Annotated in this window: 27 protein-coding genes, 1 tRNA gene and 1 pseudogene; 6 read left to right on the top strand and 23 right to left on the bottom strand. The window is 68.0% G+C overall.

Annotated features, from left to right (window positions below):
• Positions 1-12: 12 nt before the first annotated feature.
• A tRNA-Pro gene (locus BM297_RS13900) sits at positions 13-89 on the top strand.
• A gap of 163 nt (positions 90-252) precedes the next feature.
• Here the strand turns inward: BM297_RS13900 and BM297_RS13895 are convergent.
• From BM297_RS13895 to BM297_RS13845, 11 genes are all read right to left on the bottom strand, one after another.
• Entirely contained in the window at positions 253-795 is a 543-nt protein-coding gene (locus BM297_RS13895; protein ID WP_092432522.1) for a flavodoxin, read from the bottom strand.
• 227 nt (positions 796-1,022) lie between these two features.
• Positions 1,023-2,354 carry an ATP-dependent Clp protease ATP-binding subunit ClpX gene (clpX, locus tag BM297_RS13890; protein ID WP_092432519.1) on the bottom strand — a complete coding sequence of 444 codons (1,332 nt, stop codon included), beginning with the start codon at positions 2,352-2,354 and terminating at the stop codon, positions 1,023-1,025.
• Positions 2,347-3,216: a nitrogen fixation protein NifM gene (gene nifM, locus BM297_RS13885; RefSeq protein ID WP_092432516.1), complete on the bottom strand. Its 870-nt coding sequence runs from the start codon at positions 3,214-3,216 to the stop codon at positions 2,347-2,349. Before nifM ends, clpX begins: the two co-directional genes overlap by 8 nt.
• On the bottom strand, positions 3,206-3,676 hold the full coding sequence (locus BM297_RS13880) for a nitrogen fixation protein NifZ (RefSeq protein WP_092432515.1): 471 nt from the start codon (positions 3,674-3,676) through the stop codon (positions 3,206-3,208). Before BM297_RS13880 ends, nifM begins: the two co-directional genes overlap by 11 nt.
• A 19-nt stretch (positions 3,677-3,695) precedes the next feature.
• Complete coding sequence (gene nifW, locus BM297_RS13875; protein ID WP_092432513.1) at positions 3,696-4,043, bottom strand: nitrogenase-stabilizing/protective protein NifW; 348 nt, start codon at positions 4,041-4,043, stop codon at positions 3,696-3,698.
• The gene (locus tag BM297_RS13870) at positions 4,040-4,579 is read right to left on the bottom strand and encodes a tetratricopeptide repeat protein (protein ID WP_092432510.1); all 540 of its coding nucleotides are present in this window, start codon (positions 4,577-4,579) and stop codon (positions 4,040-4,042) included. The genes nifW and BM297_RS13870 overlap by 4 nt, the downstream gene beginning before the upstream one ends.
• A gap of 11 nt (positions 4,580-4,590) precedes the next feature.
• Positions 4,591-5,376, bottom strand: coding sequence for a serine O-acetyltransferase (gene cysE, locus BM297_RS13865; protein WP_092432508.1), 786 nt, complete (start codon positions 5,374-5,376; stop codon positions 4,591-4,593).
• Positions 5,373-6,527, bottom strand: a complete 1,155-nt coding sequence (nifV, locus tag BM297_RS13860; RefSeq protein WP_092432506.1) for a homocitrate synthase — start codon at positions 6,525-6,527, stop codon at positions 5,373-5,375. The genes cysE and nifV overlap by 4 nt, the downstream gene beginning before the upstream one ends.
• Before the next feature lie 52 nt (positions 6,528-6,579).
• Positions 6,580-7,788: a cysteine desulfurase NifS gene (gene nifS, locus BM297_RS13855; RefSeq protein ID WP_092432504.1), complete on the bottom strand. Its 1,209-nt coding sequence runs from the start codon at positions 7,786-7,788 to the stop codon at positions 6,580-6,582.
• Between the two features lies 1 nt (position 7,789).
• The gene (gene nifU / locus BM297_RS13850; protein WP_092432502.1) at positions 7,790-8,761 is read right to left on the bottom strand and encodes a Fe-S cluster assembly protein NifU; all 972 of its coding nucleotides are present in this window, start codon (positions 8,759-8,761) and stop codon (positions 7,790-7,792) included.
• Positions 8,762-8,818: 57 nt separating this feature from the next.
• A complete protein-coding gene (locus tag BM297_RS13845) occupies positions 8,819-9,142 on the bottom strand; it encodes a HesB/IscA family protein (RefSeq protein WP_092432501.1) in 324 nt (107 codons plus the stop codon).
• Between the two features lie 418 nt (positions 9,143-9,560).
• On the opposite strand from BM297_RS13845, the gene BM297_RS13840 reads away from it, so the two are divergent.
• From BM297_RS13840 to BM297_RS13820, 5 genes are all read left to right on the top strand, one after another.
• Positions 9,561-10,373 (top strand): TOBE domain-containing protein, encoded by an 813-nt coding sequence (locus BM297_RS13840; protein WP_092432499.1) that lies wholly within the window; start codon positions 9,561-9,563, stop codon positions 10,371-10,373.
• Between the two features lie 14 nt (positions 10,374-10,387).
• The gene (modA, locus tag BM297_RS13835; RefSeq protein ID WP_092432497.1) at positions 10,388-11,149 is read left to right on the top strand and encodes a molybdate ABC transporter substrate-binding protein; all 762 of its coding nucleotides are present in this window, start codon (positions 10,388-10,390) and stop codon (positions 11,147-11,149) included.
• A gap of 19 nt (positions 11,150-11,168) precedes the next feature.
• The gene (gene modB / locus BM297_RS13830; RefSeq protein ID WP_092432495.1) at positions 11,169-11,852 is read left to right on the top strand and encodes a molybdate ABC transporter permease subunit; all 684 of its coding nucleotides are present in this window, start codon (positions 11,169-11,171) and stop codon (positions 11,850-11,852) included.
• A gap of 41 nt (positions 11,853-11,893) precedes the next feature.
• Positions 11,894-13,021 carry a molybdenum ABC transporter ATP-binding protein gene (gene modC / locus BM297_RS13825; RefSeq protein ID WP_217648266.1) on the top strand — a complete coding sequence of 376 codons (1,128 nt, stop codon included), beginning with the start codon at positions 11,894-11,896 and terminating at the stop codon, positions 13,019-13,021.
• Between the two features lie 180 nt (positions 13,022-13,201).
• On the top strand, positions 13,202-13,420 hold the full coding sequence (locus BM297_RS13820) for a Nif11-like leader peptide family natural product precursor (protein ID WP_092432491.1): 219 nt from the start codon (positions 13,202-13,204) through the stop codon (positions 13,418-13,420).
• Between the two features lie 137 nt (positions 13,421-13,557).
• Here BM297_RS13820 and BM297_RS13815 read toward each other — a convergent pair whose 3' ends face one another.
• From BM297_RS13815 to BM297_RS21875, 12 genes and pseudogenes are all read right to left on the bottom strand, one after another.
• Complete coding sequence (locus BM297_RS13815; RefSeq protein WP_175526657.1) at positions 13,558-14,307, bottom strand: DUF364 domain-containing protein; 750 nt, start codon at positions 14,305-14,307, stop codon at positions 13,558-13,560.
• On the bottom strand, positions 14,304-14,681 hold the full coding sequence (locus BM297_RS13810; protein WP_092432489.1) for a hypothetical protein: 378 nt from the start codon (positions 14,679-14,681) through the stop codon (positions 14,304-14,306). Before BM297_RS13810 ends, BM297_RS13815 begins: the two co-directional genes overlap by 4 nt.
• Complete coding sequence (locus BM297_RS13805) at positions 14,678-15,178, bottom strand: hypothetical protein (RefSeq protein WP_092432487.1); 501 nt, start codon at positions 15,176-15,178, stop codon at positions 14,678-14,680. The genes BM297_RS13810 and BM297_RS13805 overlap by 4 nt, the downstream gene beginning before the upstream one ends.
• A gap of 5 nt (positions 15,179-15,183) precedes the next feature.
• Complete coding sequence (locus BM297_RS13800; RefSeq protein ID WP_092432485.1) at positions 15,184-15,507, bottom strand: 2Fe-2S ferredoxin; 324 nt, start codon at positions 15,505-15,507, stop codon at positions 15,184-15,186.
• 11 nt (positions 15,508-15,518) lie between these two features.
• Positions 15,519-15,815 (bottom strand): ferredoxin III, nif-specific, encoded by a 297-nt coding sequence (gene fdxB / locus BM297_RS13795; protein WP_090313053.1) that lies wholly within the window; start codon positions 15,813-15,815, stop codon positions 15,519-15,521.
• Positions 15,816-16,233: 418 nt separating this feature from the next.
• The gene (locus tag BM297_RS13790) at positions 16,234-16,443 is read right to left on the bottom strand and encodes a CCE_0567 family metalloprotein (RefSeq protein WP_092432482.1); all 210 of its coding nucleotides are present in this window, start codon (positions 16,441-16,443) and stop codon (positions 16,234-16,236) included.
• 15 nt (positions 16,444-16,458) lie between these two features.
• A complete protein-coding gene (locus BM297_RS13785; RefSeq protein WP_092432479.1) occupies positions 16,459-16,941 on the bottom strand; it encodes a NifX-associated nitrogen fixation protein in 483 nt (160 codons plus the stop codon).
• Positions 16,942-16,969: 28 nt separating this feature from the next.
• The gene (locus tag BM297_RS13780) at positions 16,970-17,446 is read right to left on the bottom strand and encodes a NifB/NifX family molybdenum-iron cluster-binding protein (protein WP_092432477.1); all 477 of its coding nucleotides are present in this window, start codon (positions 17,444-17,446) and stop codon (positions 16,970-16,972) included.
• Positions 17,447-17,449: 3 nt separating this feature from the next.
• Positions 17,450-18,826, bottom strand: a complete 1,377-nt coding sequence (gene nifN / locus BM297_RS13775) for a nitrogenase iron-molybdenum cofactor biosynthesis protein NifN (protein WP_092432474.1) — start codon at positions 18,824-18,826, stop codon at positions 17,450-17,452.
• An 11-nt stretch (positions 18,827-18,837) separates the two neighbouring features.
• Positions 18,838-20,232 carry a nitrogenase iron-molybdenum cofactor biosynthesis protein NifE gene (gene nifE, locus BM297_RS13770; protein ID WP_092432472.1) on the bottom strand — a complete coding sequence of 465 codons (1,395 nt, stop codon included), beginning with the start codon at positions 20,230-20,232 and terminating at the stop codon, positions 18,838-18,840.
• Between the two features lie 301 nt (positions 20,233-20,533).
• The gene (locus tag BM297_RS13765; protein ID WP_092432751.1) at positions 20,534-21,187 is read right to left on the bottom strand and encodes a peroxiredoxin; all 654 of its coding nucleotides are present in this window, start codon (positions 21,185-21,187) and stop codon (positions 20,534-20,536) included.
• Positions 21,188-21,461: 274 nt separating this feature from the next.
• Positions 21,462-21,777, bottom strand: a pseudogene (locus BM297_RS21875) (IS4 family transposase); the annotation flags it as partial.

Raw genomic sequence — 21,777 nt, 5'->3', positions numbered from 1 at the left:
GCCCCATCAACACGGAGCGTAGCGCAGCTTGGTAGCGCGTCTCGTTCGGGACGAGAAGGTCGCTGGTTCGAATCCAGTCGCTCCGACCATATCCCGATTCACTGATCGGCTCGATCGGTGAATCAAACAGAAAAGCCCGCTTAATGCGGGCTTTTCTGTTTCTGCACGTCCAATCTCCCCCGCCCAAGTGCTCACCTACGGTGCAAGCGGCCCGGTCATGGCCGGTGGGCGCATGACCGGAATCCGTTCGCCTTACAGGGTGAGGTCGAAGTCCGCGGCGATCAGCTGCAGCCAACTGCTAAGGCGCTCTTCGGTGAGGCCGCTCTGGTTGTCCAGATCCAGCGCCAGACCGACGAACTTGCCGTCGACCACCGCCTCGGAATGCTTGAACTCGTAGCCTTCGGTCGGCCAGGCGCCGACCACCTTGGCGCCGCGCTCGGCCACGAACGCGTGGAGAATGCCCATGGCATCGAGGAACTCGTCGGGATAGCCCACCTGGTCGCCCAGACCGTAGATAGCCACGGTCTTGCCGGTGAAGTCGACGTCCTGCAGCTGCGGCAGGAACTCCTCCCAGCTCTCGTTCTCGCAGTCGGCCGACAGGCCCGGCAGCTCGCCGTCGCCCAGGGTCGGCGTACCGATAATCAGGTACTGGTACTGGGCCAGGTCCTCGGCCGTGGCGCGGTTGACGTTGAGCGCGTCCGCCATGGTGTCGTCGTCGAAGCGCTTTTTGATCATTTTGGCCACCTTGCGGGTCTTGCCCGTGTTGGTGCCGAAGAAGAGTCCAATCCTGGCCATAACTCACCTCTGACTGCTTGCATGAGATCCGTATTCGGGGCTGCCTGCCTCGGCGCGGGCCAGGCTGGCCCTTACCTATCAGCAGGATTCAGGCCACCCCCAATGCATTCGTGTAAAACCATAACAACTTGATTCAACTAGACTTTTTCAAAAGTCCCAGGCTGCCTTGTCGCAAATCCGACGCGCTGCGGGGGCCGCTGCGGGCCGGTCTGTCGGCTTTGCCACACTCACTGGTCGGCCGCCAGGCGCGCCGGTTGGGCGCTGGTTGCGACCAGCGGAGCGCTGTCCGCCGGGGCCTCGGCGACATCCGCCTCGGCCAGGGTTTCCAGCACCTTGAGGCGGGCATCGCCCTCCTCCTCGACCAGATCCAGGGTGCAGACCCGCAGCAGCGGCTGCGACGGCATGTCGAACATGGTCTGCTGCAGGGCCACCTCGAGCACCGCGCGCAGGCCGCGGGCGCCGGTCTTGCGCTGCAGGGCCTGGTCGGCGATGTGGTCGAGGGCCGCCGCGGTGATCTCCAGGGTCACGCCCTGGTAGGCGAACAGCTGCTTGTACTGCTTGACCAGGGCATTGCGCGGTTCGGTGAGGATGCGCAGCAGGGTGGCGTGATCCAGCTCCTGGAGAAAGGTGATGATCGGGAAGCGGCCGATGAACTCGGGGATCAGGCCGAACTCGTGCAGGTCGTCCGGCAACAGCGAGGCCAGCAACTCGTTGATCGACGGCTGCGCCTGGCGCGGCGGCTCGGCATGGAAGCCGATGCCGCCGGTCTTCGGCTGGATGCGGCTGCACACCAGCGCCTCCAGGCCGGGAAAGGCGCCGCCGGCGATGAACAGGATGTTGCGGGTGTCGACCACCTGCTCCTCGCCGTGCTCGCTGCGCCGGCCGGACTTGGAGATGCGCACCTCGGTGCCCTCGACCATCTTCAGCAGGGCCTGTTGCACGCCCTCGCCGGAGATGTCGCGCACCGCCGTGCCGCCGCCGCTGCGTCGCGCCAGCTTGTCCACCTCGTCGATGTAGACGATGCCCCACTGCGCCTGCTGCACGTCGCCGTTGGCCGCCTCCAGCAGGCGGGTGATGATGCTGTCGACGTCGTCGCCGACGTAGCCGGCCTGGGTCAGGGTGGTGGCATCGGCCGAGGCGAACGGCACGCCGAGGATGCGCGCCAGGGTGCGCACCAGCAGGGTCTTGCCGGTGCCCGAGGGACCGGCCATGAGGATGTTGGATTTCTCCAGCTCGACCTCCTCGCCGAGCTGGCAGATCGGCTCGCGGTCGCAGTTGAGCAGACGCAGGTAATGGTTGAAGACCGCGACGGACAGGGTTTCCTTGGCCGCCTCCTGGCCGATCACCGACTCGTCGAGGTGCTGCTTGTAGGCGGCCGGGGTGCGCAGCTGGGGCGCCAGCTGCTGCAGCTTGCGGCGCTGCCCCCAGCTGCTCACCACCTGATGGGCCAGGTTGACGCAGGCTTCGCAGATGCAGCCTTCGTTGCCGGCGATCAGCGGCACCGTCGGGCTTTTTTCCGCGCCGCAGAAGGAACAGCAGGGTTTCTCGCTATCAGCCATGGGCCTTCTCCTCGGGGGCGGATTGTTGCAACAGACGCTCCAGCCATTGCCGCTGGAACGCCTTGCGCTGGCGGTCATGCAGGCGGTCGCGCAGGCGCGGCAGGGCTTCCTCGAGGGTCACCCGGGCGGCCGGGACCACCGCTTCGCAACGCAGCAGGTGCAGGCCCAGCGGCGACTCGAGCAGCGGACTCAGCTCGCCCGCGGCCAGCGAGAACAGGCTGGCCTCCAGCTGCGGATACAACTTGCCGGGGGTAACGTGGCCGAGCAGGCCGCCCTGCAGCGCGGTGGGACACTCCGAATGCTTGAGGGCCTGATCGGCAAAGCGCTCCGGCTTGCTGCGCACGCGCTTGGCAATCGCCTCCAGCCGCGCCCGCGCCGCTTGCCGGGTGTTTTCCGGGTAGTCTGGATTGATGGTGATCAGGATATGCCGCGCCTCGCGCGACTCCGGGCGCTGGAACTGCTCCGGGTGGTTGAAGTAGTAGAGGCTCAGATCGGTGTCGCTGATTTGCGGCAGGCCGGCGCAGATGCGCTCGAGCACGGCCTCGACCTTCAGCGTCCTGGACAGCGCCGCACGCAGTGCGCCGTCGTCCAGGCCATGGCTGGCCAGGGCTTCGCGCAGGGCCTGGTCGTCGGCATAGCGGCCGGCGATCTGCGCGCGGGCCTCCTCGACCTGCGCGGCGGGAATCACCACGCCGCTCGCTTCGCCACTGCGCAGCACGGCATCCTCGATCCGCCGCTGGCGGGCGACGATGCGCCCGGCCTGCCGGAGCTGCTCGGCATCGAGCTTGTCCGGCTCGCAGCCGAACTGCTCGCGGGCCACCTGCAGCAGGTAGTAGCGGTCGTCAGCGTCGTTATGGTCCATCGGTCACCTCCGCCGGCGCATCGACTGCGCCCAGGCTCTGCTCGGGAACCTGCAGCACCAGGCCGTCGCCGAAATGCACGTGGTACTGGACGCCCTGCGGCAGGTCGCGCAGCACCTTCATCACGCTGCCCTGGCGGCCCATTTCCACCACCACCTCGCCGCGCAGGGCCAGGCTGCGGGTGGCCACTACGTTGTCGCGGAACTCGAACAGGCTGGGCACCCAGGGCTCCGCCGCGGCGATCAGCTCCTCCTCGCGACAGCCGACGGTGCGGCCGGACTCGAGAAAGTGCACGCGGTAGATCAGCTGGTCCTGCAGGTAGGTGCCGACGTCGTACACGCAGCCCACCGCGCCGCGGCGGATCAGCAGCGTGCCGGTGTCCATGCCCGGATAGGTGCCGTCGTTGCGCACATTGCGCACCACGCGCACTTCATCGCCGTACTCGAATAGCGGCAGGCTCATGACTCTGTCCTCCCCTGGCTCAGCTCAGCAGCTGGTCGATGGAGACGAAGGTGGTCTGCGGCTCGTGCATGCGAAACACCTTGAACACCTTCTCGGTCTGCGCGTCGGAGTCGACGAAGTCCTGGTAGGCGCGGCTGAGCAGCTGGCGATAGACCGCCTGGCGCACGCTGTCGTCGTGCCCGTCCAGATCGCCGCTCTTGCTCAGGTAGTCGTGGTAGCGCTGCATGATGTGCAGACGATTGATGTGCACGACCGTCTGGTCGAAGGGCACGCCGAAGAAGTCGAGGAAGTCTTCGGCAGACACCAGGTCTTCCATGGCCTCGTCCAGCGTCAGGTCGGAATCCGGGGAAAAGCCTTGTACGGTCATGGTCGTATCTCCGCGGTGGCCGCAGTGGGGAAAGTGACGATCTCGGCGTTGTTCGCTGCCAGCACATCCAGCAGCAGCCTGGCGCCCAGGCGGTTGTCCGCATCCAGCTCGACGACCTTGACCAGCATGGCCTTGCCCTGCTCGAAACGGCCCAGGCGCAGGCTGAGGTAGCCGGCGCCCTTGAGCGCCAGCAGATGAAAGCGCAGCAGGCCGATGCCGCGCTCGGCAGCCACCAGCAGCGCGTCCTGGTCGATGTGGCGCCAGTCGGCAGGCAGCTGCAGACGCGGGCCGACCACCGCCATCACCTGCTCGGCGATCTGCAGCGCATCCTGATAGCGGTGCTGGTAGTAGTAGAAGCGGTACAGGCCGACCAGCACGCTGAGGTTGTCCGGGGCCAGCGCCTGCGCCGCCAGCAGCGGCGGCTCAGCACCGCCCTCGGCGTACTGCTCGGCGGCGGCGGCGAGCAGGCTGTCGACCGCCGCCGACTGCGGTTCGTCGAAGTACAGGCCGTCGCCGTTGAAGTCCTGCAGATCCATGCTCGCCTCCGTCACTCGCCGCCCGGCAGGCGCCGCCGCGGCGCACGCAGCGCCTGGGCCAGGGCACCGCCGGCGCAATCGCTCTCGCAGATGCTGTTGTCCGGGTCGCAGCTCTGGTAGTGCTGCTGCTGGCTGCCGGCAGCGAGCAGGCCGCCCGCCTCGACCTGTTTCTCCAGGCTGTCCAGGCGCTCGAGCAGGCAGGCGATGGCCTTGCCGACCGGGTCGGGGATCAGGTGATGGTCGAGGTCGATGCCGTAGGGGTTGGGCTGGCCGGCCTCGCGCAGCCTGACCACCTTGCCAGGGATGCCGACCACCGTGCAGCCGTCCGGTACGTCCTGGACCACCACCGAGTTGGCACCGACCCGGGCGCCGGCGCCCACGGTGATCGGCCCGAGCACCTTCGCTCCGGCGCCGACCAGCACGCCGTCGCCCAGGGTCGGGTGACGCTTGCCCTTGCGCCAGCTGGTGCCGCCGAGGGTGACGCCATGGTAGAGGGTCACGTCCGCGCCGATCTCGGCGGTCTCGCCGATCACCACGCCGGCACCATGGTCGATGAAGAAGCGCGGGCCGATGACCGCGCCGGGATGGATGTCGACGTTGCTGACCAGCCGGGCGAGGAACGACAGCAGCCGCGCCGCATAGCGCCACTCGGCCCGCCACAGGCGATGCGCGAGGCGATAGAGCATGATCGCGTGCACCCCCGGATAGGTGGTGAGCACCTCGAAACTGGTGCGCGCAGCCGGGTCGCGCTGGAACACGCAGCGGATGTCGCCCTGCCACTCGCGCCACAGGCTCATGCCAGACCTCCTGCGACCAGGATGGGCGCGCCCTGCTCGCCCAGCTGACGGTAGAACTCCTCCAGCTCGACGGCCTGCGGGCTGCGCTTGGTGCGCGTGGAAAAGGCGCGGATGCGCCCGAGCAGCGCCTGGCTCTGCCAGTCGTCCAGCTCGATACCCAGTTCGCGGTAGCTGTTGCGCACCATGTGCGCCCCGGAGTGCTTGCCCAGCACCAGACTGTGACTGCGCCCCAGCTCGTCGGGATTCAGCCCCTCGTAGTTGCGCCGGTGCTTGAGCAGGCCATCGACATGGATACCGGCCTCGTGGGTGAACACCCCGGCGCCGACCACGCTCTTCTGCCAGGCCACCCGGCGGCCGGAAGCCTGCTCGACCAGCGCCGAGATCGACGGGATGCCGCGGGTGTCGATGCCGGTATCGATGCCGTGCAGATGCTTGAGGGCCAGCGCGCACTCCTCCAGCGCCGCATTGCCGGCGCGCTCGCCGAGACCGTTGACCGTGGTATTGATGTGGCTGGCGCCGCCCAGCACCGCCGCCAGGGTGTTGGCGGTGGCCAGGCCGAAGTCGTCGTGGGCGTGCACCTCCAGCTCGAGATCGAGGCGCGCACGCAGGAAGCGGAAGCGCTCGAGCATGCCGAACGGCTCCATCACCCCCACGGTATCGGCGAAGCGCAGGCGCCGCGCGCCGGCCGCCTGGGCCACGTGGGCGACGCGCACGACGAACTCCATGTCGGCCCGCGAGGCATCCTCGCAGCCCAGGCACACCTCGAAGCCGGCCAGGCGCGCTTCGCCGACCAGCCGCGCCACTTCGCCCAGGGCCCAGTCGCGGTCGCGGCCCAACTTGTGCTGGAGCATCAGGTCGGACACCGGCAGCGACAGATCGACCATGCCCACCCCGCTGTCGCGTGCCGCGGCGAGATCGCCGTCGCACAGCCGGCACCAGGCCAGCAGCTGCGCCGGCAGCTTGAGACCGGCGATGGCGCGCATGCCCTCGCGCTCCTCCTCGCCCATGCTGGGAATGCCGATCTCCAACTCCGGCACGCCCAGCGCGGCGAGGGCGCGGGCGATGGCGATCTTCTCCTCGACACTGAAGGCCACCCCGGCGCTCTGCTCGCCGTCGCGCAGGGTGGTGTCGTCGATGATCACGCTGGCCATGGCTTCCTCCAACAACAACTGCGGATGGGGCGGTCTCCCGCGGGGCGACGACTCAGGCGTAGACCGGCGCGAACGCCTTGCCGGGGTCTTCCACCGGACCGTCGCCGTTCCAGTACGGCGACAGCTTGCGCAGCTGGGCGACGATCGCCGGCACCTCGCGGATCACGTGGTCGATCTCCGCCTCCGTGGTGTAGCGCGACAGCGAGAAGCGCACGGTGCCGTGGGCGGCGGTGTAGGGAATGTCCATCGCGCGCATCACGTGCGAGGGCTCCAGCGAACCCGAGGTGCAGGCCGAGCCGCTGGAGGCGGCGATGCCGACCTTGTTCAGCAGCAGCAGGATGGCCTCGCCCTCGATGTACTCGAAGGCGATGTTGGCGGTGTTAGGCAAACGGTTGCCCGGATCGCCGGTGACGAAGGCGTAGGGCACCGCGGCGAGGATGCCGGCTTCCAGCTTGTCGCGCAGGCGCCTGACCTCGGTGTTCTCGTGGGCCATGAACTGCAGCGCGCGCTCGGCGGCCACGCCCAGGCCGACGATGGAGGCCGCGTTCTCGGTGCCGGCGCGGCGGCCGCGCTCCTGGTGGCCACCGCGCAGCAGCGGGCGGAAGCGCGTGCCGCGGCGCAGGTAGAGCACGCCGATGCCCTTGGGCGCGTGCAGCTTGTGGCCGGACAGCGAGAGCATGTGGATCGACGAGTTCTGCAGGTCGATCGGCACCTTGCCTACCGCCTGCACCGCGTCGGTGTGGAACATCACCCCGTACTCGTCGGCCATGCGCGCCATTTCCTCGACCGGGAACAGGGTGCCGGTCTCGTTGTTGGCCCACATCACCGACACCACCGCCACGTCGTCGCCCAGCAGCGCGGCGTACTCGTCGAGGTTGAGCCGGCCGCGCTTGTCCACCGCCAGCTTGTGCACGGTGTAGCCCTCGGTGACCAGGTAGTCGCAGAGGGTCAGCACCGCCGGGTGCTCGACCGTGGTGGTGATGATGGTCTTGCGCTCGGGCTGGGCCTTGAGCGCCGAGAGGATCGCGGTGGAGTCGGCCTCGGTGCCGCAGGAGGTGAAGATGATTTCCGAGTCGTGCTCGGCGCCGAGCAGCTTCTGCACGCTCTGCCGGGCCTTCTTCAGTGCCATGCCGACCTGGTTGCCGAAGCTGTGCAGCGACGAGGGGTTGCCGAACTGCTCGGTGAAGAACGGCAGCATGGCCTGCACCACTTCGTCGTCGACGCGGGTGGTGGCGTTGTTGTCGAGATAGACGGCGGTCATGTCACACCTCCAGCTGGGCGTGGGCGGCCGCGGCGCCGGCGGCGCTGACCGGGATCACCTTGACGAATTCGCCGAGTTCCTCGATCAGTCGCTGCTGGATGCCGCTGAGGGTCATGCTGGCCATCTGGCAGCCGGTGCAGGCGCCGGTCAGCTTGACGTAGACGTTCTTGCCGTCGACTTCGAGCAGCTCGACGTCGCCGTGGTCGCGCTGCAGGGTCGGACGGATCGACTCCAGCACGGTCTCGATGCGGCGGATGCGCTGCAGGTTGGTCATCTTCGGCGCGGCGGGCGCGGGGGCGGCCGCCGCCGCGGGAGCCGGTTCGGCCGCCGGGATCGGCGCCTGCAGGTTGACCAGCCCCGACTTCGACTTGGCCTTGGTCGGCGCGGCGACGAACACCTCGCCGCGGGCGGCCAGCTCCTCGCTGAGCAGGCGCTCGAGGCCTTCATGACAGGCCGAGCAGCCGCCGCCGGCCTTGGTGTAGTTGGTGACGTCCTCGACGCTGGACAGGTTGTTGGCGCGGATCGTCTCGCGCACCATCACCTCGTCGACGGCGAAGCACTTGCAGACCAGCGCGCCTTCCTCGTGGTCGTCCTCGAGTTCCTCGCCGCGGTAGTTGGCGACCGCCGCCTGCAGCGCCTCGCGGCCCATCACCGAGCAGTGCATCTTCTCCGGCGGCAGGCCGTCGAGGAAGTCGGCGATGTCCTGGTTGCTGATCTTCAGCGCCTGGTCGACGGTGAGGCCCTTGATCATCTCGGTCAGCGCCGAGCTTGAGGCGATCGCCGAACCGCAGCCGAAGGTCTGGAAGCCGGCGTCGAGGATCACGTCGGTGTCCGGATCGACCTTGAGGGTCAGGCGCAGGGCGTCGCCGCAGCTCAGCGAGCCGACGTCGCCGACGGCGTTGGCCTCGACCACCGCTCCGGCGTTCTTCGGGTTGTAGAAGTGTTCTTTGACCTTTTCCGAGTAATCCCACATGACGGCTGATCTCCAGTAAGACGGGGCCGCCGGTGCTGCCGGCAACCTGGGGGTTGCCTAGCAGGCGAAGGATTTGCCGCAGCTGCAGCTGTTGCTGGCGTTCGGATTGACGAAGGTGAAGCCGCTGCCCTCCATGCTTTCCACGAAGTCCATGGTCACGCCGGCGAGCAGTGGCGCGCTGGTGTCGTCGATCAGCAGGGTGATGCCGCCGCAGTCGAGCTGCTGGTCGCCCTCGGCACCGCTTTCTTCCAGTTTCAGGCTGTACTTGAGCCCGGAGCAGCCGCCGCCCTCGACGCGGATACGCAAGCCGGCGACCGGCTTGTCCGTGCTGCTGATGAAGCGGGTAACGGCACTCTTCGCGCTGTCGGTCATGGTAATCATCGGCGTGTCTCCTCGGCTCTGCGGTGGCTTGAGCCAACCGGCAGGACAGCCGTTGCAACCGCCATGCCACGCCGATGGAGCAGAAAATTCCCTTTGATATCAATGGATTGGCGATCAACGCCGACACCCGCGGCTGTCGCGAAAAGGACGTGCAGCGGCCAATGTCGGGTTTGCGACAAGCGCGACGCCGACACCCGCAGTACCGCGCAACGACCGCGAGCGGCGCTGTGCGTGTAGCGCTATATACAAAACGACATAGCGCCGGCATAACTGTCGCATCCCGGACAAACCACAGGCCCTGTCGACAGGCCTGCAAAAGCACGCAAGCCATTGATTGCAAAGGCGAACACCTGGCGTACCGGAAACTGGTCGCCTTTTTGCAATCGTCATCGTCACCAACCGCACGCAAGGAGCTGCCATGAGCGACCCACAGACACCCGGCCCACTGCGCGTGGATGGCCAGCTCTGGTTCAACCGCGGCGAAAAGGGCTACCTGGGCGGCAAGCGCATCGAGCTGCTGGAACAGATCGAGGCCACCGGCTCGATCAGCCGCGCCGCCAAGCAGATCAAGCTCAGCTACAAGGCCGCCTGGGATGCGGTGGACGCCATGAACAACCTGTCCGAGCGGCCGCTGGTGGTCTGCTCGGCCGGCGGCGCGCAGGGCGGCGGTACCCGGCTGACCGACTTCGGCCGGGAGATGCTCCACGTCTGGCGGCGCATGCAGGGCGAGTACGAGCGCTTTCTAGCCCAGGTGGCCCAGGGCATCGAACAGTTCGACGACATCGACCGCCTGCTGAGGGCCATCGCCATGAAGACCAGCGCACGCAACCAGTTCCGCGGCCGCATCAGCCAGGTCGAGAAAGGCGCCGTCAACGGCATCCTGACCCTCGATCTCGGCGATGGCCTGAACATCGTCGCCACCCTGACCAACGACAGCATCGACGAGCTGCAGCTGGCCCCGGGCAAGACCGCCATGGCGCTGATCAAGGCCAGCTTCGTGCTGCTCTCGCCCGATCCGCAGGTGAAGATCAGCGCGCGCAATCGCCTGACCGGCACCATCTGCGCGCTGATTCCCGGCGCGGTGAACTGCGAGGTGAAACTGCTGCTGCCGGGCGGGCGCACCCTCAGCGCGGTGGTCACCCTCGACAGCGTCAGCGAGCTGGGCCTGGCCACCGGCCAGCCCTGCACCGCGCTGATCAAGGCATCCCACGTCATCATCGCCATCGACTGAGCGAGGTCGTCACCATGAGCAACGGATTGTTCCGCCGCTGCGCCGCCCTGCTGCTCGGCCTGCTGCCGCTGGCGGCCACCCAGGCCGGCGAGGTCCGGGTGGCGGTGGCCGCCAACTTCACCGCGCCGATGCAGGCCATCGCCGCCGAGTTCGCCAGGGACACCGGGCACCGGGCCCTGCTCGCCTTCGGCGCCACCGGCAAGTTCTACGCGCAGATCCACCACGGCGCGCCCTTCGAGGTCTTGCTCGCCGCCGACGACACCACCCCGGCCAAGCTGGAGGCCGAGGGAGCCGGCGTGCCGGGCAGCCGCTTCACCTATGCCATTGGCAAGCTGGTGCTGTGGTCGCCCCGCGAAGGCTACGTCGACGACCAGGGCGCGGTGTTGAAACAGGACCAGTTCAGGCACCTGGCGCTGGCCAACCCGAAGACCGCTCCCTACGGCGTGGCGGCGCTGGCCACCCTGGCCAGGCTCGGCATCGCCGCGGAGACCCTGCAGGGCCGCCTGGTGCTGGGCGAGAACATCACCCAGGCGCACCAGTTCGTCGCCAGCGGCAACGCCGAGCTGGGCTTCATCGCCCTGTCGCAGGTGTACCGGGACGGCAAGGTCGCCAGCGGCTCGGCCTGGATCGTGCCTGCCGACTACCATGCGCCAATCCGCCAGGATGCGCTGATCCTCGCCAAGGGCCAGGACAACCCGGCCGCGGCGGCGCTGCTCGACTACCTCAAGGGGCCGAAGGCGACCGCGCTGATCCGCGCCTACGGCTACGACCTCTGACTGAACAAGGAGCCGCGGCATGGTCCCGCTCGACAGTGTCGACCTCGCAGCGATCTGGCTGACCCTCAAGCTGGCCACGCTGACCACCGTGCTGCTGCTGCTGATCGGCACGCCGATCGGCTGGTGGCTGGCGCGCACCCGCTCGAAGTGGAAGGGTCCCATCGGTGCGGTGGTCGCCCTGCCGCTGGTGCTGCCGCCCACCGTGCTCGGCTTCTACCTGCTGGTGGCGATGGGCCCGCACGGCTTCATCGGCCAGCTGACCCTGAGCCTGGGGCTGGGCACCCTGCCCTTCACCTTCGCCGGACTGGTGGTGGCCTCGGTGTTCTACTCGCTGCCGTTCGTCGTGCAGCCCCTGCAGAACGCCTTCGAGGCGATCGGCGAGCGCCCGCTGGAGGTGGCGGCGACCCTGCGCGCCAGCCCCGCGGACACCTTCTTCACGGTCGTGCTGCCGCTGGCCAAACCCGGCTTCGTCACCGCCGCGATCCTCGGCTTCGCCCACACCGTCGGCGAGTTCGGCGTGGTGCTGATGATCGGCGGCAACATCCCGGAGCAGACCCGCGTGGTGTCGGTACAGATCTACGATCACGTCGAAGCCATGGAGTACGCCCAGGCCCACTGGCTGGCTGGCGGCATGCTGGCGTTCTCCTTCCTGGTGCTGCTGGCGCTGTACAGCAGCCGGCTGAAACAGGGCTGGCGCGGCTGAGCCGCACTGCATGAAGGCGTCACATGAATGAAGGAATCCCCATGCACACGCTGAGCGAAGCCACTGCCACCAGCCCCGCCGCACGCGCCGACGCCGGCATCCAGGCGCGCTTTCGCCTCGCCTATGCCGACTTCAGCCTGGATGTCGACCTGAGCCTGCCCGGGCGCGGCGTCACCGCGCTGTTCGGCCACTCCGGCTCGGGCAAGACCACCTGCCTGCGCTGCATCGCCGGCCTGGAGCGCGCGCCGCAGGGCCGCCTGGCGGTCAACGGCGAGCTGTGGCAGGACAGCGCCAGCGGCCTGTTCGTGCCGCCGCACAAGCGCGCGCTCGGCTACGTGTTCCAGGAGGCCAGCCTGTTCCCGCACCTGAGCGTGCGGCGCAACCTCGAGTTCGGCATGTGCCGCATCGACCCGGCCAGCCGGCGGGTGTCCTGGGAACACGTCCTCGAACTGCTCGGCATCGGCCACTTGCTCGAACGCATGCCCGAGCGCCTGTCCGGCGGCGAGCGCCAGCGCGTCGGCATCGCCCGCGCGCTGCTGACCAGTCCGCGCCTGCTGCTGATGGACGAGCCGCTGGCGGCGCTCGACCTCAAGCGCAAGAACGAGATCCTCCCCTACCTCGAACGCCTGCACGACGAGCTGGACATCCCGGTGCTCTACGTCAGCCATGCGCCGGACGAGGTGGCGCGCCTGGCCGACCACGTGGTGCTGCTCGACCAGGGCCGGGTGGTGGCCCAGGGCGGCCTGCAGGAAACCCTCGCCCGCCTCGACCTGCCCACCGCCTTCAGCGAGGACGCCGGGGTGGTCATCGAAGCGCGGGTCGCCGACCACGACGAGGCCTACCACCTCACCCGCCTGGTGTTCCCCGGCGGCGAGGTGCTGGTCGCCCGCCGTCCCGAGGCGCTCGGCCAGCGCCTGCGCTTTCGCGTGCATGCCCGCGACGTCAGCCTGGCGCTGGCGCGCGCCGAAGGCAGCAGCATCACCAACCTGCTGCCGGCCACCGTGCAGGCACTGGCCGCCGCCGACACCCCGGCGCACGTGCTGGTGCGTCTGGACGCCGACGGCACCCCGCTGCTGGCGCGCATCACCCGGCGCTCGGCCGACCAGCTCGGCATCGCACCGGGGCAGCGGCTGTGGGCGCAGATCAAGGCGGTGGCGCTGCTCGGCTGAGCGCGCTTGTGCGGATTGCTGCAACGCCCGGCTGTGCGATTGTCGCCAACGCGACAAGTCATGTTTACGCAAGCCATTGATTTCAAAGGAATCGATCAGGGCATCAATGTTGCATTGAAGGACGCGGGCAAGTGCTGGTCGAGACTTGCCATCCGTCAACCGCGACAGAGAGAGAGCAGCATGTCCATCAAGGAAATCAAGGCCTTCTCGGACCAGGCCAAAGTCGATCCGGCCCTGGGCGAGAAGTTGAAAGCCTGCGAGAAGGTCCGCGAAGTGATCGCCCTCGGCAAGGAGCACGGCTTCAGCTTCATCGAGGACGTCCTCTATCCGCCGAACGAGCCGCAATTCACCGAGGAGCAGCTTTCGCCGAAGATGGCCAAGGCGCTGTTGCGCGCCTGAGCCGGACCCGCAGGCCGACGGGGCATCGCGCCAGGAATCGCGGCGCCCCACCCTGCCGGCCTGCGGGGACGACTCGCGCTGGCTGCTCAGTTTGCGGCTGTCGCTCCCTTTCCGCGCAGCTGAGCGTCAACAGGCGCTCAGCGCTCCAGCGCCAGCAGCGCGTACTCCACCGGCCCGGCGAACAGGCGGGTACCGCCGCCCTCGGCGACCACCTGGCGCGCGGCCGGCGCATCCAGCACCCGCACCCCGGCCAGGTAGTCCACGCCGAACTGTCGCCAGCCCTCCAGCCACGGCAAGCTCGGTCCCATCAGCACCACGCGGGCCTGGCGGGACAGTTCGAGCAGGCGCGGCAGGGTCTTGTTGGCCAGGCTGCTGGCGGTGACGAACACCCAGTCGGCGTGCGGCAGGAGGAATTCGGCGGCGCTGTCCGGCAGGTCGCCGTCCTGCGGGTTGCGCTCCAGGCACTGGTAGGGGAAGTCGTCCCAGAGCCGCTCGAGCCCCGGATAGTGGCCGACCACCACCACCCGCTGCCCGGCCAGCTGCGGGCGAAAATGGGCGAACACGCGCAGATGGCCGGGCGCCTCGCCGCGCAGCGGCTGGGCTTCGCGCAGGCAGGACGACGCGCCATTGAGCGAGGCATTCAGCACGGCCAAACCGACCGCCGCTTCGGCGCTGTCCCACGACAGCAGCCAGGGACGCAGACGGTCGCTCGGCTGACCGCCCAGGGTGCCCGCCCAGCTCAGGGTGCGCGCCACCTGGCGCGGACTGAAGGCGAAGCCGAGGCGGCCATCCATTTCGGCCAGGGTCCAGTTCAGCCCCAACTGCAGGCGCTCGACCGGCTCGGCTCCGGCCGCACTGGCGAGCAGCCAGTCGTACAGCGCGCTCATGCGCCGAGCGCCGGCAGCAGACGCAGTTCGCTCTTCACCGCACCGCTGCGCCCCCAGGCGGTGACCGCCTCGATCACCCAGTTCGGCTTGCGCGGATGCGCCAGCAGCACGTCGAATTCGGCGAAGGCCAGGCCGTCGCCGTGCACCAGGATGCTGCCCTGGTAGGCGCCGCGCGCAGAACGCCACTCGGCATACAGGCTGTGGCTGCGCGCGTAGGAGTCTTCGCGCAGCTCGGCACGGCTATGCGGCGTACCCGCCATCGCCACGCCCTGTTCGATACCGGCCGCCTGCAGGCTGGCCGCCAGCGTCTGCCAGACCTCCGCAAACAGTGGCTCGGCCGCCTGCAGGCGCTGTTCAAGGGACAGGATCGTCATTCGTCATCCTCGCTGAAGGAGCGGGCAATCTGCAGGAAGGCGCCGCCGCCGATCTCGTCGACCGGGTCGAGCTCCAGGAGCTTTTCCAGCACGCAACGGGCCATCGCCACCCGGGCCCGGCGCAGGCGGATCACCCCCAGCGCCTTGAGGCTGAACAGGTACAGGCGCTCGCCGCCCTGGCGCTGCGACCAGTCGGCACTGCCGGGATGCAGGCGCCGGTAGTTGCGGTCGAAGCCGGCGACGGCGGCCGCAGCGCGCAGCGCGGCCCAGACCGCCGCTTCCGCGTCCTGGTAGCGGGCCCGCACGAAGTAGAACTTGTACAGGCCGATGTGCGCGTCCGGCTCCTCCGGCCAGCGCCGCCGCGCTTCGAGCAGCAGCGCCTCGACGCCATCGGGAGTCGCTGCACAGAGTGCGTGGTTGAGCAGGTAGCGCAGCTTGAGCGGCGTGCGCTCGGAAAAGAATGCCCGCTCGCTGGCGAACAGCAGCACCTCGGCCATGGCCGTCACCAGATTTCTGCCGGGGTGAGCTTGTCGGCGTACGGCTCGCCACCGAGCAGGTGCTGCTCGACGATGCGCGCCGCGTCCTCCGGCTCGACCCAGCTGTACATGATCGAGCCCGGGTAGATCAGCACGTTGGCACCGGCCTGGCACGGCCCGATGCAACCGGTGGTGGTCAGCGCGATGCGGTTGTGCAGGTTGTGCTTGATCAGCACCTGGGCAAAGGCGTTGTACAGCGCCTCGCTGCCCTTGGCGCCGCAACTGCCGCGCGGATGGCCCTCGGGACGCCGCTGGCCGCAGAGGAAGATGTGGAATTCGGGTCTGGCCATGTTGGTTCGCCTCAGGCCGCAGCCGCTTCGTGGGTGTGACACTGCTTGGGACAGACCGCCGCGCAGGCCTTGCAGCCGATGCAGTCGAGGCCGTTCTGGACGGTCATCACCATCATTTCGTCGTCGTCATCGAAGTCGTCGGCGTCCTCGACCATCTCGGAACGCTCGACCAGCGTGAACACGTCGCGCGGGCAGACCTTGTAGCAGCGCCCGCAACCGATGCACTTCTGCGCATCCAGCGCGGTGACGAACTCAGGAACCCATTCGGCGCCGCCGCGGGTACGTCCGGTAATCATTGCCTCAGCCATGTTCAATCTCCTGCCCGCCACCTCGCGTGGCGCAGATCAACGGTTGTCGGCAGGGCTGGCCTGCCTGTCGTTATAGGCCCGACCGCAGGGTCGGGGGCCGCGCGGCCTTGTGGGCCGGACGCGGCGGGGTGCGCTGCCGCCGGAGCGGCGAGGCACGCAGTGGGGCTGCCAGGCAGGCCCCGGATAGAACGGCGCAGGCCTTGTGGGCCAGTGCCGGATCGCCTCAGGGCAATCGCATGAAGCCAATTTCCTGGTCCGTAGGGGCGAATTCATTCGCCTTGGCGGGCTACTTTGGCGAATAAATTCGCCCCTACAGCGGACGGAGGCTATTCATGCGATTGCCCTGCGGGGCCCCCGAAAGGGACGCCTGTGCTTCGCAACGGCTACCGATAGGCAGCCGCCAGCGGTAACTCGCCCATCAGCCGGCGCTGGCCTGATCCAGCCGCGCCTTGGCCGCGGCCCAGTCCAGGCAGGCCTGATGGGTGCGCTCGGCCAGTTCCGGCAGGCTGGCGTAGTCGATCAGCAGGCGATCCTCGACCAGGTCGTGGATCTGCGATGCCCATTCGGTGGCAATCCGCTTCTTCTGGCTGACGTCCTTCTGCAGGGCCTTGAGGTCGTCGTCGCTCATGCTCGTCTCCCGGGTTCAGAGTTCCGCAACCGCACGGTTCTCGGCGACCAGTGCGGCAGCCTTGACCAGCTGCTTTTGCGCCTCGGCGACCAGCGCATCCAGCGAGTCGAAGCCGAAGCGGTGGACGTCGCGCAGGGTCTTGTCCAGCGCCACCAGCTTGCCGACTAGGATCAGCGCGCGGCCGAAGCCCTCGTGGCTGATGTTGATCATCGGCACGGCGAGCAGCCCGGTCTCGCGTTCGATCATCTGCGCCAGGGCGTTGTAGTAGGCCTTGACCCGCGACAGGGTGGTTTCGTCCGGGTCGCCGACCACCGGGATGGCCCGGCGACGCTCCTTGGTCAGCACCAGCGGATCGAGCACGCGGGCGTCGCTCCAGGTGTCGTAGGTGCCGTAGCTGTCCATGGAGCGCAGCTGCACCACCATCTGCCGGATGATCGGCTGTTGCAGGGCCGGATCGCCCTCCAGGACTACCGCTTGTTGCTCATCTGCTTCGTACATGTGCGCTTCCTCGTGAAAATGCTCTGTGCTACTCGTCCCAGGCTTCGGCCGCCATGGCGTCGAAGCGCCGGCTGTCGCCGCCCTGGGTGCGCTGGATGGCCTTGGCCAGCCAGGTCGAGGGTCCGTCGCGCAATTCGGCCTGCAGGCTCTCGATCAGCTCGGCGATGCGCGCCGCCTCGGCGACCTTGACCGGCTGCACGCCCACCGCCAGCAGTTGGCGTACCGCCGAGGCGCCGCAGGCGCGGCAGTAGACGGCGATGCAGCCGTCGAGCAGCGCGAGCTTGCTTTGCAGCTTGTCCTCGTTGCCGTCCTGCTCCAGTTCGCCGAACTCGGCCACCGAGAGCAGCCGGGCCTGTTCCGGATTGACCCCGTAGATGACGAAGGAGCGCGACGAGCCGAAATGCTGGTCCACCGTCTCGCGATCGGAGGACGCAAAGGCCACCTTGAGCAGGGTGCCGTCGTCCTCGCCATCCAGTACCTGCAGTTGTCGGGTCGGGCTGGCCATGGCTCAGTGCCTCCTGGACGGTTGTTCGCTGGCGGGTTTCTGCGCGTAGATCGAGTGGTAGGGGGCGATCCCCTGGTGGTGTTCGACCAGCAGGTTGGCGAGGTCGAACAACGCCTGCGTGGTACCGCGGTAGCCGGCCCAGCAGCGCTGGAAGCCGCCGAGCAGGTCGTACTGCGGAAAGCCCATGCGCAGCAGCGGCACGCCGAGGCGCTGGGCCGGCGCCAGGGCATGGCTGTTGCCGAGCAGCAGCTGGGCGCCCCCGGCGCTGGCGGCGTGCTCGAGATCCTCGAGGTCGCCGACCTGGATGCACGCCAGCGGCGAGGCGGCCAGTGACGGCGCGCGGGCCGGCACCACCGCCGCCACGGTGCGCGTGCCCATGCCGCGCAGCAGGCTGTCGAAGCCAAGCAACAAGTCCGGGTCGGCGGCAATCGCCACCCGCGCGTCGCCGAGCATGAAGTGGGTGTCGAGCATGGCGTCCTGCAGCTGGCGGCGCTGGCGCTGCCAGCGCTCGGGTACCGGGTTGCCGCTGAGTTCGGCCAGCGTCATCAGCCAGGCGTCCACCGCCTCCAGGCCGAGCAGCAGGCCGAAGCGGTGTTCCGGCACGCCGGTGCGCGCCGCCAGGGCATCGGCGGCGGCGGTCAGGCTCTGCCCGACCACCAGGGTGGCGATGCTCTGCCCGGCGCTGGCCAGCTCGTCCACCGCCAGACCGCCGGTGGTCAGCGGATTGAAGGCCGCGTCGTCGAGATGGCCGTCCAGCGAGCCGGACAGGTCGGGGATCAGCAGCGGGCGCAGGCCGAAGCTCTCGATGCTCTCGGCGATGAACTCGAGATCGCCCGGGGTCAGGTTGGCCGAGCACAGCACGTTGACCTGGCGCAGCCGCTGGCCGACCTGGTCGCGGCGCTCCGGCACCAGGGTCTCGATGAGCGCCTTGACCGTGGCGGCGAAGCCGCTCTCGAAGCTGCCGGCGAAGTCCGGGGTGTTCACCGGGATCACCGCCACATGCTGGAACTCGGGATATTCGCTGCGGAACTGGTGCAGGGCGCTGTGCAGATCGCAGCCCTGGGTTTCCGCCAGCGCCGTGGTCAGCAGGCCGATCACCGCCGGCTTCTGCTTCTCGCAGATCACCCGCAGCGCCTCGATGATGTTCTCGTCGGCGCCCATCACCGAGCTGACCTGATCCATCGCCGTGGTCTGCAGCGGCACCGGCTCGCGGAAGTGACGGACGAAGAACACCTTGGCGAACGCGGTGCAGCCCGCCGAGCCGTGCAGCAGCGGCATGCTGCGCGCCATGCCGAGGATGGCCAGGGCGCCGCCCATGGTCTGGCTGGCCTTCAGCGGGCTGACGGCCAGGGCTTTGTTGCGATTGACGATCTCGGCCATGGCGATGCTCCTCAGCCGTTGGCGACAGTGGCGGCGGCCCAGGGCGCCGGGCGGCGCACCGCCTCCCACACCGGGCTCTCGATGGTCAGGCACAGCTGGCGCACCAGCTCGAGCATGCCGTCGTAGCCGGCGTAGCCGAATTCGCGCTCCTGGTTGATGTCGAGGAACGGGATGCGCCCCTTGAGCGCGGTGTACATGTTGCGACCGCCGGCGATGAGGATGTCGGCGCGGTACTCCTCGACGGTCTTGAGCAGCGCGCGCGGGTTGCCCTCGTCGAGCATCTTCACGTCGTCGCCCATCAGCTCGCGGATGCGCGCCTTGTCCTCCTCGGTGGACTTCTTGGTGCCGGTGGCGACCACCTTCATGCCCAGGTCCTGCAGCGCCGAGATCACCGACCAGGACTTCACCCCGCCGGTGTAGAGCAGCACGCGCTTGCCGGCCAGGCGTTCGCGCCAGGGCTCCAGCGCGGCACGGATCTTCGCCTCCTCGCGCGCGATCAGTGCCTCGGTGCGCGCACTCAGATCGGCGTCGCCGATCAGCCGGGCGAAGTCGCGCAGCGCCTGCGAGGTGTCGGTGATGCCGTAGAAGCTGCCCTCGAACCACGGCGTGCCGTAGCGCTCCTGCAGCTTGCGCGCAACGTTGAGCATGGCCTTGGAGCAGACCATCATGTTCACCTCGGCGGCGTGCATGGTCTGCACCTCGCGAAAGCGCGCGTCGCCGGACAGCGTGCACAGCACGCGGATGCCCAGCTCGTCGAGCAGCGGCAGCACATGCCAGAACTCGCCGGCGATGTTGTACTCGCCGACCAGGTTGACGTCGTGGACGCGGATGCCGGGGCGTTCGCTGCCGGCCGGCAGGGGATCAGGCTGGCGAGTGCCGATCACGTACTTGAGCATGGCCTCGCCGGCAATGCGGTTGCCGAGGTTCTTGGTGCCGTAGAAACCGGCCGAATCGACCGGCACCACCGGGGTATGGAAGTGCTCGCTGGCGGCCTTGCAGATGGCGTCGATGTCGTCGCCGATCAGCGCCGGCACGCAGGTGTTGTAGACGAACACCGCCGGCGGCGCGTGGGTCTCCACCGCCTGGCGGATGGCATGGAACAGGCGCTTCTCGGCGCGCCCCATGATCACATCCTGCTCGGTGAGGTCGGTGGTCATGCCGATGCGGTACAGATCCGGACCGCTGGAGCGGGTGCCGCGGTTGTCCCAGGAGCTGCCGGCGCAGGCAATCGGGCCGTGGACGATGTGCGCCACGTCGGCGATCGGCAGCAGGGCGATCTGCGCACCGTCGAAGGCACAGCCACCATCGGTGGCGCCCGGCTTGGGCTTGGCGCAGCCGGACTTTTCCTTCTTGTTGTGCTCGCAGGAAGGCTCGTCGAGCAGCTCGGCAATGTCCTTGGCTTTCATCGCTTACCCCTCTGGATGCATCGGTGCGGCATACGCGAGGGGTGTTGCAAGGGCGGTGCCAGAAGGCAAATCGTTGATTTACAAGGGCTTTGCGTGGGGCAGCGTTGTCGCAAAGATGCCGGGGTGTCGGGTTTGCGACAACCTGGTGGCGGGGGCGGTGTAGAGATTATTCAGCCGGGCCAGTGTCTGCGTCTTCGCAAGTCATGCAGGCGCATGACTTCCCTCCGCCAACCGGCCCGGCGTCTGCGACGGATAAAAACGCCTGCGGCTGAACGGATAGCCCAGGCGTTTTTCTGCTGCCTTACTTCGGCGCGTGGGTTGTGCGCAGGTAGGGCAGCTTGATGTCGATGCTGCCGTACTTCTCGCGGGCCTGCTCGTCGTTGAGCGAGAGTGCGACGATGACGTCCTGGCCCACTGTCCAGTTGGCGGGGGTGGCCAATGGCACGTTGTAGGTCAGCTGCAGGGCGTCCAGGGCACGCAGCACTTCGGCAAAGTTGCGCCCCACCGACATCGGATAGGTCATGGACAGCTTGAGCCTTTTGTCCGGGCCGATGATGAACACGGCGCGTACTGTGGCTGTTTCGGCGGCGGTACGGCCATCGGGCAGGTAGGCCTCGGCAGGCAGCATGTCGAACGCCTTGGAGACGGCCAACCCTTCGTCCGCAATGATCGGGAAGGCCGCCTTGGTGCCGCAGAAGCCTTCGATATCGCTCTTCCACTTCTTGTGCTCTTCCACACCATCCACCGACACGCCAATCACCTTGGTGCCACGCTTCGCCCACTCATCGGCCAGTTGCGCGACAGCGCCGAACTCGGTGGTGCACACCGGAGTGAAGTCCTTCGGGTGGGAAAAAAGGATGGCCCAGTCGGAACCGATCCAGTCGTGGAAGGTGATGGGGCCCAGGTCGGTATCGGCCGTGAAGTTGGGAACGAGGTCGTTGATGCGCAATGACATGAAAAATTCCTCCTCGAGCTTGATGAACGGCAAGCATGGAAGAGCCTAGACGGGATTCAACACACCGGGGGCCGTTCAACAGCAGCGAGCCAAGGCAACCGTTGGCCCTGCCCCGACCACCGCCCACGTCGCGACAACGTCTTGCCGGGATGCGGGAAAATAAATCTGTCCCCCTTTCATCGTACGGGAACCGTGGCTGAGCGGACTACGTGGAGCAGGCCTGCGGTCGCGGCAGTCCGGAAAATAAATCTGTCCCTGAGGAATCCCCACAAATCTACCCCAGCACCTGTGCCTGCTGATGCACTTCGTCACGCAGTCGGTACTCGATAGCGGCGAGCACATGCCGGGGTAGCGCCCCGGCGTGCCGCCTCAGGTATTCGAGGCCGACTCGCCACAGTGACAGGACATGCTTTGTCTTGACGCTGTTAGACTGATAGCGGCGCGCCTCTCCGGATTGCCGGGCATACAGGCCGGCCAGGTAGAGGGCATAACAGGCCAGCGCCGCGATCAGCAGCAGAATCTCGATGCGGCGCGGGCAGCGCGTGCGGTGCAGGTCCAAGGCGAAGCCGAAACGCAGGCTCTTCACGTCG

The organism is Geopseudomonas sagittaria, from assembly GCF_900115715.1.
GTDB lineage: Bacteria > Pseudomonadota > Gammaproteobacteria > Pseudomonadales > Pseudomonadaceae > Geopseudomonas > Geopseudomonas sagittaria.
Note: the sequence above shows the minus strand (reverse complement) of the source record. Positions and strands in the feature narration are given on the sequence as shown.